This is a genomic window from Chimaeribacter arupi (assembly GCF_002858805.1).
GTDB classification, from domain to species: domain Bacteria; phylum Pseudomonadota; class Gammaproteobacteria; order Enterobacterales; family Enterobacteriaceae; genus Chimaeribacter; species Chimaeribacter arupi.
Map to the genome: position 1 here is coordinate 32,620 of NZ_PJZI01000034.1, position 13,099 is coordinate 45,718.

General features: G+C 57.2%; 11 protein-coding genes. 7 read left to right on the forward strand and 4 right to left on the reverse strand.

The window, feature by feature from the left end; genetic code table 11:
- Nucleotides 1-454: 454 nt before the first annotated feature.
- Complete coding sequence (phnX, locus tag CYR52_RS17735; RefSeq protein ID WP_101829079.1) at nt 455-1,264, reverse strand: phosphonoacetaldehyde hydrolase; 810 nt, start codon at nt 1,262-1,264, stop codon at nt 455-457.
- Nucleotides 1,265-1,273: 9 nt separating this feature from the next.
- Nucleotides 1,274-2,377 (reverse strand): 2-aminoethylphosphonate--pyruvate transaminase, encoded by a 1,104-nt coding sequence (gene phnW / locus CYR52_RS17740; protein WP_101829080.1) that lies wholly within the window; start codon nt 2,375-2,377, stop codon nt 1,274-1,276.
- A 134-nt stretch (nt 2,378-2,511) separates the two neighbouring features.
- Between phnW and phnR the strand changes: the two genes are divergently transcribed.
- The 5 genes from phnR (at nt 2,512) to phnV (ending at nt 7,158) form a co-directional block, all read left to right on the forward strand.
- Nucleotides 2,512-3,231 (forward strand): phosphonate utilization transcriptional regulator PhnR, encoded by a 720-nt coding sequence (gene phnR, locus CYR52_RS17745; protein WP_072930151.1) that lies wholly within the window; start codon nt 2,512-2,514, stop codon nt 3,229-3,231.
- A 139-nt stretch (nt 3,232-3,370) separates the two neighbouring features.
- Nucleotides 3,371-4,384 carry a 2-aminoethylphosphonate ABC transporter substrate-binding protein gene (gene phnS, locus CYR52_RS17750; protein WP_072930150.1) on the forward strand — a complete coding sequence of 338 codons (1,014 nt, stop codon included), beginning with the start codon at nt 3,371-3,373 and terminating at the stop codon, nt 4,382-4,384.
- 5 nt (nt 4,385-4,389) lie between these two features.
- Complete coding sequence (gene phnT / locus CYR52_RS17755) at nt 4,390-5,508, forward strand: 2-aminoethylphosphonate ABC transport system ATP-binding subunit PhnT (protein ID WP_072930149.1); 1,119 nt, start codon at nt 4,390-4,392, stop codon at nt 5,506-5,508.
- Nucleotides 5,501-6,370: a 2-aminoethylphosphonate ABC transporter permease subunit gene (gene phnU / locus CYR52_RS17760; protein ID WP_101829081.1), complete on the forward strand. Its 870-nt coding sequence runs from the start codon at nt 5,501-5,503 to the stop codon at nt 6,368-6,370. Before phnT ends, phnU begins: the two co-directional genes overlap by 8 nt.
- Before the next feature lie 2 nt (nt 6,371-6,372).
- Nucleotides 6,373-7,158, forward strand: coding sequence for a 2-aminoethylphosphonate ABC transport system, membrane component PhnV (gene phnV / locus CYR52_RS17765; protein WP_072930147.1), 786 nt, complete (start codon nt 6,373-6,375; stop codon nt 7,156-7,158).
- A gap of 89 nt (nt 7,159-7,247) precedes the next feature.
- On the opposite strand, the gene CYR52_RS17770 is transcribed toward phnV, so the two are convergent.
- Nucleotides 7,248-9,662 carry a DUF3772 domain-containing protein gene (locus CYR52_RS17770; protein ID WP_101829082.1) on the reverse strand — a complete coding sequence of 805 codons (2,415 nt, stop codon included), beginning with the start codon at nt 9,660-9,662 and terminating at the stop codon, nt 7,248-7,250.
- A gap of 398 nt (nt 9,663-10,060) precedes the next feature.
- Between CYR52_RS17770 and CYR52_RS17775 the strand changes: the two genes are divergently transcribed.
- The gene (locus CYR52_RS17775) at nt 10,061-10,354 is read left to right on the forward strand and encodes a hypothetical protein (RefSeq protein ID WP_072930144.1); all 294 of its coding nucleotides are present in this window, start codon (nt 10,061-10,063) and stop codon (nt 10,352-10,354) included.
- Nucleotides 10,355-10,495: 141 nt separating this feature from the next.
- A complete protein-coding gene (locus CYR52_RS17780; RefSeq protein WP_101829083.1) occupies nt 10,496-11,137 on the forward strand; it encodes a glutathione S-transferase family protein in 642 nt (213 codons plus the stop codon).
- 40 nt (nt 11,138-11,177) lie between these two features.
- Here the strand turns inward: CYR52_RS17780 and amyA are convergent, their stop codons facing one another.
- Complete coding sequence (gene amyA, locus CYR52_RS17785; protein WP_072930140.1) at nt 11,178-12,671, reverse strand: alpha-amylase; 1,494 nt, start codon at nt 12,669-12,671, stop codon at nt 11,178-11,180.
- Nucleotides 12,672-13,099 lie beyond the last annotated feature (428 nt).

The window sequence follows — 13,099 nt, forward strand, 5'->3', positions numbered from 1 at the left end:
ACTGGGTACTCTCCCAATTGTGTTTGACCTGATCCCCGTTGATTAAGACACTTCAATGCTAATCATGTAGTTGTGAAAGTTGCGAACTTCCGCTCTTCGCTCAAAGCTGCCTATAGGAACTAGTTTGTGTTACTTCAGATTTTTGTTGGCAACACGCAAGTGCTTCGTAAATGGGTGATTAGTTGAAAACGAATACGGACTGACCAACTAACGTAGGCCTACACTTAGGCCTACACTAAGATCCTAAGAACAATAAAACACATTAAATACATATATTTAAGAAAAACAAACAGACTCCCCCAGCTCCACCAAATAAGCTTCCGGTTATCACCAGATAAGGCCGGAAACAGTGAGAAAGCCGCAGCCCGCAAGGGTTCGCGGCTTTTTTATTGCCTGTGATTTGCGTCTCCCAGTGAGCTATTGCGCTCCCCAAGTCAACCGGCCCTGTCCTGTTTTACGGGCGTTCGCCCTGTTGTAACCGTGCATTGATCTGCTCAATGACTGCCGGCAATTCTGCCAGTGTATCAATGATGTAGTGCGCCCCGGCGGCCCGTAACTTGTCTGCTGCCCGGTTACGGCGACGCTCAACCTCTGCCGCGTCCATCTGCTGAAACGCCTCCCAGGTCGCACCAAATTCATTGCCGGACACCGACACGCCGACACTCCACATGCCCGCACGCAACCCCTCTTCAATGCCGGGAACGGCATCGTCGACTTTTATGCAGTGAGACACTGACTCAATCCCCAAGGCGATGACATTCTGCAAGGCCATCCAGGGCCCTGGGCGTGCGCCTGCGGCGAGGTCATCAGCGGCCACCCAATAATCCGGCGCATACCCTGCCGCTGCGGCAGCCGGAACGAGCCGCTCCATCACCGGGCGCGGGTAGCCGGAGCACGAACCAATCTTGATGCCCTGTGAACGCAGGTGGCTGATGACCTCCACAACACCGGCAATCGGTTCTGCAAAATCAACCACTTTGGCGATCTGCAACGGCATAAAGGTGTCATACAGCGCATCGACATCCTCCCTGCTCATTGCACGCCCTACTTTGTCCTGCCAGCGCGCGTCTACTGAAGGCAGTTTGCCCAGCGCCTCAATGTGCTGCCATTTGCCCAACCCCATCGGAATGCGGGCCTCTTCAAGGGTGATCTCTACCCCAAAAGCCTGGCGAAAAGCTTCGACAAAAATCTGCGTTGGCGCGAAGGAGCCAAAATCGACGGTGGTTCCGGCCCAATCGAGCACTACAGCACTGATACGTTGCATAGGATGTCCTTATTTTTGCCAGTACATGGCGTTTTCGATAGCCGCAAGCAGCCGGATGATGTCCGCCTCATACACTTCGCCGATATTACCGATCCGGAAACAATCACTCTGCGACACTTTGCCGGGGTAGATCACGAAGCCCTGCGCTTTTAGGCGCTGATAAAATTCACTGAAGCGATACGCGGGATGATGCGGGGAATAGAAAGCAGTGATGACAGGCGAATGCAGCGTGTCTTCAAGCAGTGTCTTAAAGCCCAGCTTACGCATCCCGGCGACCAGCGTGCGCTGATTGGTGCAGTAACGCGCATAACGGGCCGTAATGCCGCCTTCTGCTGCCAGTTCTTTCAAGGCCTGGGCGAAGGCCAGTACGGTGTGCGTCGGCGAGGTAAAACGCCATTTACCCTGGTGATCCTCCATACAGCGCCACTGTGCGTACAGATCCAGTGAGAGCGATCGCGAGCGGCCTCTGCACGCCTCCAGCGCCGGCCGGCGGGCAATCACAAAACCAAACCCCGGCACGCCCTGAATGCATTTATTGGCGGAGCTGATCAGAAAATCGATATTGAGCTCAGCCATATCAAAAGGAATACCACCAAAGCTGCTCATGGCATCAACAATGAACACCTTACCGTAGCGTTGTGCCAGCCCCGCCACTTCCGCCACCGGGTTCAGCATTCCGGTAGTGGTTTCGCAATGCACCATGGCAATGTGCGTAATGCCGGCATCGTCACGCAGGATATTTTCCATATCAGCCACATCCGGGCGATGAACCTCCCCACAGTCGTAAACGTGGTAAGCAATACCCATCAGCGATGCCATTTCCGCCATGCGCGCCCCATAGGCACCGTTGCTGACAATCAGCACCTTATCGGTAGCGGCAACCGCGCTGCCCAGCACCGCCTCCACGGCATAACTGCCGCTGCCCTGAAGCAAAACGGAGGTGTAGCCGGGTGCCTGGGTCGCGAGCGACACCAGTTGCTGCCGGATGGTCTGTACCACGTCGAGATTGTAGTCATCATCCCAGGTGCAGCTGTCAAACAACATAGCTTCCTTGACCGTACGGGAAGTCGTCAGCGGGCCGGGCGTCAATAAAAGAGAGTGTCGGGGATTCATGTTTTCACCATTGGTCTATACCAGATTTTCATTATTAGTGATCTGGTTTTGACGTAACAAGGGGAAATCGGCCTTGCAACAAAAAATTCATCTGGGCATGTATAATGGCATGTCAAAAATTGCAGCGAGCCAGCATGAAATCGTTAACCACGGATATTCCGCAATACCTGCTTATTAAGGCTGAACTTCAGGCCCGGATTCAGAGCGGCGCACTGAAAACAGGGGATAAATTGCCGTCAGAGCGTGAGCTTTGCGCCATTTTTACCACCACGCGAACCACTATCCGCGAGAGCCTGGCGCAGCTGGAAGCCAGCGGGGTGATCTACCGTTCCGATCGGCGAGGCTGGTTTGTTACCCCTGCCCGGCTATGGCTTGATCCCACGCAGAACACGAACTTCCATAAACTCTGTCTGGAACAGGGGCGTGAGCCGAAGACCGTGTTGCTGAACGGGCGCCTGACCACCGTACCGCTGGACGTTATGAAACCCCTTGAATTACAGCCGTTTGATCAGGTCTACCTGCTGGCGCGCCTGCGCTATGCTGATGGCCGGGCGATTTGCTATTGTGAAAACCACTGTTTGCCGGCCAGAGTGCCCGAACTGCTGCGCCACGATCTTAACGGCAGCCTGACGGAGGTTTACCAGACCCATTACGGCCTGACCTACACCAGTATGCACCTGACGTTTTTCCCTACTTCCGTACCGGCACACGCGGCGGCGGCCTTGGGCATTATGGAAGGTTTACCGGCACTGCAATTAAGCCGCCTTAATTACGATCAGCATGGCCGCGTATTGGATTACGACATCGAATACTGGCGTCACGACAGCCTGCGTATTGAAGTCACCACCCATTAATTTTGCCCGGCCCCCTACCCTGTTCAGCCATGACCAGGGTTTTTTTGCCTGTTTCATTGTTTTGTCACATAAAGCCATTAGCGTAAAAAGCTCTTCTGGTACAGTCCAGATACCCTTTTTGCTCTGATGAGGCTGATAAATGAAACGTTCACGACTTGTCCTGCTTACTGTTATTGCTGTTGCATCAAGCCCGGCCTGGGCAGACTCCGTAGTGACTGTTTACTCTGCTGATGGGCTGCACAGTGGGGAGAACAGCTGGTATAAGGCCGAATTTGAGGCATTCACGCAGGCAACCGGCATTGCCGTGCGCTATGTCGAGGGCGGTTCCGGCGCCATTGTGGAACGCCTGGCAAAAGAGCGCAGCAATCCGCAGGCTGATGTGCTGGTCACAGTGCCGCCGTTTATTCAGCGTGCCGCAGGCGGGAACCTGCTGGCTTCGTTTACGCCTGATGCCGCCGCCCATATCCCCGGCACCACGGCGCACTATGCCCCACTGGTGAACAACTACCTCAGCTTCATCTACAACGCCAAACTGTTGAAAACCCCGCCGGCCAGCTGGAATGACCTGCTCGACAGCCGCTACAAAAACAAATTGCAGTACTCCACACCGGGCCAGGCAGGCGACGGCACCGCCGTTATGCTGCAGGCATTCCACAGTTTCGGCGGCAAAGAGGCCGGTTTTGACTACCTGGGCAAACTGCAGGCCAACAATGTCGGCCCTTCTGCCTCTACCGGCAAGCTGACAGCCCTGGTCAATAAAGGCGAGCTGTATGTCGCCAATGGTGATCTGCAAATGAACCTGGCACAGAAAGCCCAGAACCCGAACATCAATGTTTTCTGGCCCGCCAATGCCAAAGGTGAGCGCAGCGCACTGGCGCTGCCTTATGTGATTGGCCTGGTGCAGAATGCGCCGCAACAGGAAAACGGTAAAAAGCTGATCAACTTCCTGCTGGATAAGGCGGCGCAAACGCAGGTGAGTTCATTGGCCTGGGGCATGCCGGTACGTAATGACATCACCCCGTCCGACAGCCATTACCAACAGGCGAAAGCGGCGCTGGAGGGGGTAAACATCTGGCAGCCGGAATGGGACACCGTGGCGAAAACCCTCCCGGCGGACATTGCCCGCTGGCATCAGGTCACCGACAGCGAGTAAGAGATATGTTGATGAAAACCGCCTTACCCGCCCCTGGGGCAGTCACGAACACGTCGGGCATCGTGCTGGATAATCTGCGGGTGCAGTATCAGCATCAGGTGGTGCTGAAACCGTTGTCCCTGACCATTGAACCCGGCGAAGTGCTGGCATTAATTGGCCCGTCCGGCTCGGGCAAGACCACGGTGCTTCGCGCCATTGCCGGGTTTATCCCACCGGCAGGCGGCCGTATTTTGATGGGCGGGCATGACATCACCTCGCTGCCGCCCTATAAGCGCGGCCTTGGGATGGTGGTGCAAAACTATGCGCTGTTCCCCCACCTGACCGTAGAAGAGAATGTCGCGTTTGGCCTGCGCGCGCAGAAACAGCCGAAGCCCTTGATTAATGCCGGGGTTCAGCAGGCGTTGAAAAGCGTCGGGATGGCCGATTTTGCAACGCGTTACCCGCACCAGCTTTCCGGCGGCCAGCAACAGCGCGTGGCGATTGCCCGCGCGATCGCCACCAAACCGCAGGTGCTGCTGCTCGATGAGCCGCTGTCAGCCCTGGATGCGCAAATCCGCCATGCGATGGTTGAAGAGATTGCGCGCCTGCACCGTGAATTGCCGGAGATGACCATTCTCTACGTCACGCACGACCAAACCGAGGCGCTGACGCTGGCCGATAAGATCGGCATCATGAAAGACGGCGTGATGGTGGCGTATGGCAAAACGCATTCACTTTATCAATACCCGCCCAACCGCTTTGCGGCCGAATTCCTGGGGCGCGCCAATATCCTGGGGGCGACGCTGCTTTCACAGGATCCTGACGAGGGGGATGTGTCCGTCAGCTGTGGCGGCACCCTGGTCAACGCCACCCTGCTGGGCGACATGCGCAGCCGCCATAAATTGCTGTGCGTACGCCCGCAACACATCACGCTGCATCAGCGGACCGCACGCAGCAACCGCTTCCATGCCACTTTAACCGCCCTGCACTGGCAGGGGGATTTAACCCACCTGTTGTGTGATGTGGCAGGTGAAACGGTGCGTGTGGTGCTCACCCAGCTCTCGCCGCTGCCGAAAGCGGGCGACCGTTTATCGCTGTGGTTTGAGCCGGAAGATGCGATGGTGCTTGAGGTGGGCCATGTCTGAGAACATCACGCTTGCGCGCCCGGCCATGGCGCGGGCGTCGCTGAAACGCCATGCCTGGCTGCTGTTGCCGCTGCTGGTATTGGCGACGCTGTTTTTCTATCCGCTGCTGCTGATTGTGCAACAGGCGCTGCAGGATGAGAGTGGCCGGGCGGGCGTGGGCACCTTCCTGCAGGTGTTTGAATCGCGGCGCTTTGTGAGTGCGCTATGCAATACGTTGCAGATTGCGCTGTTCACCACGCTGGGCTGCGTGATCCTCGGCAGTGTGATGTCACTGATTCTGGTGTTTATCCCGTTCACCGGCAGCCGTTTTATCAGCCTGATCATTGATACTTTTATTGCGCTGCCGACATTTCTGATCACGCTGGCCTTCACGTTCATCTACGGATCGGCCGGCCTGGTTAACGGCGGGCTGATGACCTTTTTTGATTTCGACTTACCGCCGGTGGATTTCCTCTATTCGATGCCGGGCGTGATTCTGGCCGAAATCACCGTGTTCACACCGTTGGTAATGCGTCCGCTGATGGCATCACTGCGCCAGCTTGACCGCGGGTTGCTGGAAGCGGCCAGTGTGTTGGGCGCCCCGCCGTTACGGGTGGTCACCCAGGTGATTTTCCCGGCTGCGCGCCCCGCCCTGTTGGCAGGCGGCAGTTTATGCCTGCTGCTGGCGACGAATGAGTTCGGCATTGTGCTGTTTATCGGCGCGAAAGGGGTCAATACCCTGCCGATGATGGTCTACAGCAAAGCGATCCTCGAGTCGGATTACACGGCCGCATGCGCGATTGCGGTCATTAATGTCTTGCTGTCGCTGGGCCTGTTTATGCTGTACCGCCTGGCGCTTTCCCGTACTGAAAAAAGGAGCTGAGGATGCTGGTCTGGTCACCGATTGCCCGCAAAGTAATGAGCACCGTGGCGGTCATGCTGTTTGCGGTGTTCTTTCTGCTGCCGTTGCTGGTGATTTTACTCTCCAGCCTGAGCCAACAGTGGAATGGTTTTCTGCCGTCAGGCGTCACCCTTGACCACTTCCTCAGCGCTTTCCGGGGTGCCGCCTGGGATTCGCTCTTTGCCAGCCTGGTGGTGGGGTTTGCTGCCAGTCTGTTTGCCCTGGTCTGCGGAAGCTGGGCGGCACTGGCGCTGCGCCAGTACAGCGCCCGGTTGCAAAAACGCCTGGCGTTTATCTTCTTCCTGCCGAGTGCGGTGCCGTCGGTGTCCGTCGGGCTGGGCATTCTGGTGGCGTTCAGCCAGGGGCCGATGCAGATGAACGGCACCTTGTGGATTGTGCTGGCGGCGCACTTTGTCCTGATCTCGGCCTTTAGCTTCAGCAATGTGTCAACGGGGCTGGCGCGCATCCCGGCGGATATCGAAAACGTGGCTTCCAGCCTCGGTGCTTCGCCGTGGTATCGCCTGCGCCGTGTGACCTTGCCGCTGCTGATGCCGTGGATGCTCTCCGCGCTGGCGCTCAGCCTGTCGCTGTCGATGGGTGAACTCGGTGCCACGGTGATGATCTATCCGCCGGGATGGACGACGCTGCCGGTCACCATTTTCAGCCTGACTGACCGCGGCAGCATTGCAGAAAGCTCTGCCCTGACTATCGTGCTGGTGGCCGTGATTTTATGGCTGACGGTGAAGCTGGAGCGGCTGGCAAAACGCTGAGCCTTACCCCAGGGTGCCGGGCGCAGCGGGGAAATGCCATAAAAAAAGCACACCCGAAGGTGTGCTGTGAAAGGCAGTGCGGAGGCGGCTTACGCGGCAGGCGTTTCCAGGATCATCTTCTGCGGCATCGACAACGAGACGTCTGCGTCACGCAGGCGTTTGAGGATGTCATACAGCAGCTCGCTTTTGGTGCCGCCGACGATGCGCGGGCTGTTCACATAACCGGTTACGCTGAGCACAATGCCGGTAGGTGCCAGCTGGCTGAACGTCACAGACGGCGCCGGGGTGTCCAGAATCGCTTCATGGGCCTGATACGCTTCCAGCAGAATGCCGCGCACCTGCTCCGGGTCGATATCCAGCGGGAAGGTCAGCGCGATGGTCGCCACCCCTTGTGCATTGCCCATCGTGGCGTTGCGCACGTTCTGGGAGATCAATTGGGAGTTCGGCACAATCACCGTGGAACGGTCCGCCAGCTGAATTTCGGTGGCACGCACGTTAATCCGGCGGATATCTCCCTCCACCCCGCTGATGGTAATCAGGTCACCCACTTTTACCGGGCGCTCGGTCAGCAGGATCAGGCCGGAGATAAAGTTCTTCACAATCTCCTGTAAGCCGAAACCGATACCCACCGACAGGGCGCTCACAATCCAGGCCAGTTTGTTCCATTGAATCCCCATCGCTGACAGGGTGATCAGGATCACCAGCACATAGCCCACATTGCTGAACAGCGTGACCAGCGAGGCGCGGATGCCCTTGTCCATCATGGTTTTTGGCAGGAAATCGTTATCCAGCCAGCGGCGTGCCGTGCGCAGCACCACCAGCCCGACCACCAGGCAAATCACGGCGTTGATCAGCTGGGACGGCACGATATTAAGTTTTTCCAGCCCCTTGCCGCCCCAGATATCAACGACTTTGCTGATCAGCTCCAGCGGCGTGGTGGTGCCGAACGTGCCGTTCAGAATGGCGACCGCCGCCAACAGGATAAAGATGGTCTTGCCAATCGCCGAGAACAGCGTGGCCGCCAGCGTCAGGTGGCGATCATCAATATTCAGCGAGTTTTTGATGATCTTGCCGCTGGTACTGGTCGGTGAAAACAGGCTGTCACACAGGTCAGTGATCAGGTGCACCAGCAAGTAGAGGCAGCCGAGCACCAGCCCAATCCAGACCAGTTCATACGTCAGGAAACGCGCCAGCGGAATGTAGCCCACCAGCAGCGCCAGCAGGATCACGAACGCCGTGACGCTGGTCGCCAGGTGCAGCAGCCCCGCCAGCGTCGAGCGCACTTCCGGCGTCTGGCCTTCGGCGATATAGCGGCGGCGCAGCCGGTTTACCCGCATCGGGCCGACAATGGCCGTCAGGGCCACCAGCAGCGAGGCCAGGCCATTACCGAGCAGGCTGGTCGGCACGCTGGCCCCAATCAGGTTGTTGAGTTGCTCAACGGCACCAAAAATCAGGATAAAACTCGCCAGCAGCAGCGGGAACGGGTTCAGCGTGCGGGCAATCTCATCGGCAATCGCCGGCAGCCGCCAGGACGGGTGCTGGTTAGCCAGCAACGCCTGCCCTAACCCGGCAATCAGCGCGGAGAACAGCGTCAGGTTAATCAGCGCGTCGGCATAATCCTGCACCATCGGCGCCACATTCTCCTCACGGGTGACGATCTGGCAAAGCAGCTGTGCTGCGATCCCGGCTGACAGCAGCACAGAGAGCGCGGTACCGGCCGCCAGCCCGCTGCGCCGCAGCCGCCCTTCCGGCAACACTTTCAGCACCAGCAGGGTCAGGGGTTTATCCAGCAGGCGGCGGCCAAACAGGCCAATCGCCAGCGCCGCCGCCAGCAGCATCAGCGACCCATAGCGCCACTCCGGCGACCAGGCCACGGCCAGGCTGGCAGAGAGCTGATTGCCGAACGTCGTCAGGCGGCGCGCATCATTGGCTTGCCCATCCAGCAGCGGAGACCAGAAACGGTGGCCGAGGATACTGCCGGTATTGAGCGCCAGCTGGGTTTTCAGCGCGTTGCGGCGCAGCGACGTGATCTGTGCGGCGAGGTTGGTGGCCGCGCTGTTGATGGCGGTCGCCTGGCCGATCTGATCCTGCAATTGTTCCTGCCGGTTATTCAGCGAGGTGCGCTGTTTCGCCACATCCGCCGTTTCTGCCAGCGCCTCATCAGTAGGCGCCGGGCCGAGCACGGCAAGTTGCGCCTGCACCTGGGCCAGCAGCGGTTGCAGCGCGGTATTGAGCGCATCGGCATCGCCCGCCAGTTCCAGCGTACTGTCATTCAGGGCGCTGAGCTTGTTATCACTGGTGGTATTGGAAACCTGCTGCTTAATGTTATCCAGCCGTTTCTGCAATTGGGCAAGCGTAGCCGGTGCATTGATGTTGGCGGGCTTCACGGCCGTTTCACCCGTGGCATTCTCCTCCGGCGCGGCATAAGCGGGGTTAACGAGTAAGGGGGTAAACAGCAATAACGCAAAGAGCAGGCGCATCACGCGCGAGGGTGTGGTCGGCATACAAACATTTTCCGTTAGTCATCAACAGGTGAGGGGGTCTGGCTTTTTCGTACGTTAAAAACGCATTGCAGACTTTTTTCCATAGTGAAGCATATAGGCAAATCCTGTGGCGGGATGCCAGAAAAATCGGGAAATACCTGAAACAGTCAGGCTGCCGGAACGCGGTTACCCTCGCATGTAGAATTACGTAAGTGTTTGTAAAGAATGATAAATAATGGGGCAGCCCGATAACTGATGGTTATTTGATCAGGATCATTAAAAGGTAACATCTCGCTATTTTTTACTTCTATTAATGCAAAGTGTTAACACATAATGTTATTTAAAATTAAATTATGCTTAATTTATCTTGAATTTTACCCTACCGCTGCCCTCACGGTTTGACGCATAAGGAGATCCCGATGGAGTGGAGAGTCATCGATAGTGTTGTGTGCCCGCGCAGTAATATGACCTTTGTATGTGTCATCTCCTCAAAGAACCTGAAATTGATCGTCTGGACAACCACCACGCTGAAGCTTAAATCCGGTGATCGCCTGCTGCCCACCCGGACGGGTTACCAGCTCAACCGGAACCCTGATCAGGTGATCAATGTGGTCAACGCCACGCCTTTCCGCCCCCGGCTGTGGCAAATCCTGCTGCAAAACCGGCCCGGCCGGGACATGCGCCTCAGTGATACGGATGCGCTGTGGTTCTGAAGGCTGTGGTTGTGAAGGCGGTCGTTGTGAAGGTTATGGTTCTGAAGGCCGTTGCCGTGAACGCGGCAAAATCTGAAATTTCCTTTCCCTCCTCTCACGCCTGATAGGCTGTTATCTCTGTTCACTTCAGGGGAAAATGCAATGCTGCAAATCTGGGGCAGGAAAACGTCATCCAACGTGCAGGCCGTCATGTGGTGTGTCGGCGAACTGAAACTCGATTATCAGCGTTATGATATCGGCCACGTTTATGGCGGTAACCATACGCCGGAATTTCTGGCGATGAACCCGAACGGCATGGTGCCGGTGATCCGGGATGAGGACATGCCGCCCTTATGGGAAAGCGGTGCCATCCTGCGTTACCTGGCAACCCGCTACGGCACGGCGCCTTTCTGGCCACAGGATCTGGCAGGCAGAACCACGGTCGACATGTGGGCCGAGTGGGCCAAAATAAATATCTCACAGAATTTTACCGGCCCTATTTTCTGGCAACGGGTACGCACCGCCGCCAAAGATCGGGATGAAGCGGTGATCGCAAAAGGGCTGGAAAAACTGACGCCTTTCCTGCAACGGGCAGATAACCGGCTGGAACGCCATCCCTGGCTGGTGGGGGATGACTTCACACTGGCGGATATCCAGTTCGGCCACCTGCTCTACCGCTACTACGATATTGAGCTTGACCGGCCGGTACTGCCGGCGCTGGCTGCCTACTACCAGCGCCTGACTACCCGCCCGGCCTACCAGAAGCATGTGATGGTCTCTTACGAGGCCCTGCGCGTGCAGTAACCTTCGGCATCAGGTGCGGGCCGCCTGTGGCCCGCACCTCTCAGTTTTCCATGCACTCCTCCAGCACCCAGACGCTGACGCTGCCGCCGTTGCAGGTAAACACGCCGTTGCCCTCTTCGTCTGTGGTGATGCGCTCTTCGCGCTTGCCGAGATAGTCACGCCACTGTTTATTGGCCAGGCCCGCGCCCAGCGCAACGCTCTTCTCGCCTTCCGCCCCGTTGGACAGCACCACCACACAGCCCGGTAAGTCATCCGTTCCGCTGCGGGTAAAGGCGATGCAACTGGCATGGTCGAGGTAGTCAGTCTGTATGCCGTGGGCAAAGCGCTGGCGTGCCTTGAGCAAGGCCGGTAATTCCGCCACGGCCGGCAGGTCAATGCGGTGCTCATTGCCGTCCTGCCCCTGGTCCTCATACGTCACCCCGAACAGATCCGGGTAGAACACCGTCGGGACGCCCTGCTCACGCAACAGTACCAGCGCATAAGCCAGCGGCTTGAACCAGGTTTCCACCGGCGCCTCCAGTGCCTGGAGCGGCTGGGTATCGTGGTTGCCCACCAGCGTCACCGCATGGAACGGATCGTCTGCCACCAGCGTGTTGTCATACAAGGTACGGAGATCGAAATCCTCGCCATGCTGTGAGGCGTGGTGGAAATTCATATACAACGGCACATCAAACAGCATGGTGCGTCCTTCCACCTGGTCAAGGTACTGCTTCAGCACCTCAAGATCCGCCGACCAGTATTCCGCCACCACCAGGAACGGCTCGTCCCGCAGTGACTGCACATACGCCAGCCAGTCGCGGTAGAACCAGGCCGGGATATGTTTGACGGCATCCAGCCGGAAACCGGCACAGGGCACCTGCTCCAGCAACCAGCGGATCCAGTATTCCAGCTCGCCGCGCACCGCGTGGTTACGAAAATCAATGTTGGCCCCCATCAGGTAGTCGAAGTTGCCCAGTTCGGCGTCCACCTCAACGTTCCAGCCTTCCGCCGTATAGTCGTTGATAATTTTGAAGATGCCCTGCTCCTGAGGGTTGTCGATGCAGTCGACCCCGCTGAAGCAGGTATAGTCCCAGATAAACTGGGAATATTTCCCGGCCCGGCCTGGGAAAGTGAAACGGGTCCAGGCCTCGCACTCCACCACCTCGTCAGCAATGTCGGTGCGGTTGCTTTCATCAACCCGGTTTACCTTTACCGCTTCTTTTTCATCCGCGCCCATTTTGTGGTTCACCACCACATCCATCATCACCCCAACTCCCGCGCGGTTGAGGGCCTGAGCTGCCCGGACCAATCCGGCTTTGTCCCCATACTTGGTGGCGACGCTGCCTTTTTGGTCAAATTCCCCCAGGTCGAACAGATCATAAATGTCATATCCTACAGATTGCCCGCCTTCCGAGCCTTTATACGCCGGGGGCAGCCACGCATGGCTGATGCCCAATTCGCCGACATAGGCTGCTTGCTGCTCAACTTCTGCCCAGAGTTTGCCGCCCTCTGGGTAATACCAGTGAAAGAACTGCAAAATAACGGGGTTTTTCATCGGGTGAGACTCCACTTCTCTGAAGGTAAAAGAAGTATGGTCTAAAAGTGCGCAAATAAGATTCAGCCAAAGACTATTTTTTCCCCCGGTAAATTCATTGCCGGATTTTTCTGACGGGATGTGCACAGGAACAGAAAGGCGGATAAGGTGTTTCCTTATCCTCACTATTGCCGGTGTTTTCCGGCTCGCGGCCCCCCGCACGCCGGCAGCCGCCTGCTGTGCCGGGCCTGCCCGGCTTGCGCTGACTAAAGTTAAATAAGCAAAATAACCTGCTGGGGGCTTTCCGTATAATATTCCGCCTCATGATAAGCGCACGAATAATTGTCTCTCTCTTTGCAGGCAGAATAGTCTGAATCATTATTTACCGGCCTGTTCCGGCTTATTTTTTCTGGATTAATTCCCGGCGGCGAATTAAGGTGCTGAACAAC

Excerpts from the sequence above, each read along its gene's own strand:
- phnS (WP_072930150.1), top strand. The coding sequence starts at position 3,371 with ATGAAACGTTCACGACTTGTCCTGCTTACTGTTATTGCTGTTGCATCA.
- phnX (WP_101829079.1), bottom strand. The coding sequence starts at position 1,264 with ATGCAACGTATCAGTGCTGTAGTGCTCGATTGGGCCGGAACCACCGTC.
- phnW (WP_101829080.1), bottom strand. The coding sequence starts at position 2,377 with ATGAATCCCCGACACTCTCTTTTATTGACGCCCGGCCCGCTGACGACT.
- CYR52_RS17770 (WP_101829082.1), bottom strand. The coding sequence starts at position 9,662 with ATGCCGACCACACCCTCGCGCGTGATGCGCCTGCTCTTTGCGTTATTG.
- phnT (WP_072930149.1), top strand. The coding sequence starts at position 4,390 with ATGTTGATGAAAACCGCCTTACCCGCCCCTGGGGCAGTCACGAACACG.
- phnU (WP_101829081.1), top strand. The coding sequence starts at position 5,501 with ATGTCTGAGAACATCACGCTTGCGCGCCCGGCCATGGCGCGGGCGTCG.
- amyA (WP_072930140.1), bottom strand. The coding sequence starts at position 12,671 with ATGAAAAACCCCGTTATTTTGCAGTTCTTTCACTGGTATTACCCAGAG.
- CYR52_RS17780 (WP_101829083.1), top strand. The coding sequence starts at position 10,496 with ATGCTGCAAATCTGGGGCAGGAAAACGTCATCCAACGTGCAGGCCGTC.
- CYR52_RS17775 (WP_072930144.1), top strand. The coding sequence starts at position 10,061 with ATGGAGTGGAGAGTCATCGATAGTGTTGTGTGCCCGCGCAGTAATATG.
- phnV (WP_072930147.1), top strand. The coding sequence starts at position 6,373 with ATGCTGGTCTGGTCACCGATTGCCCGCAAAGTAATGAGCACCGTGGCG.
- phnR (WP_072930151.1), top strand. The coding sequence starts at position 2,512 with ATGAAATCGTTAACCACGGATATTCCGCAATACCTGCTTATTAAGGCT.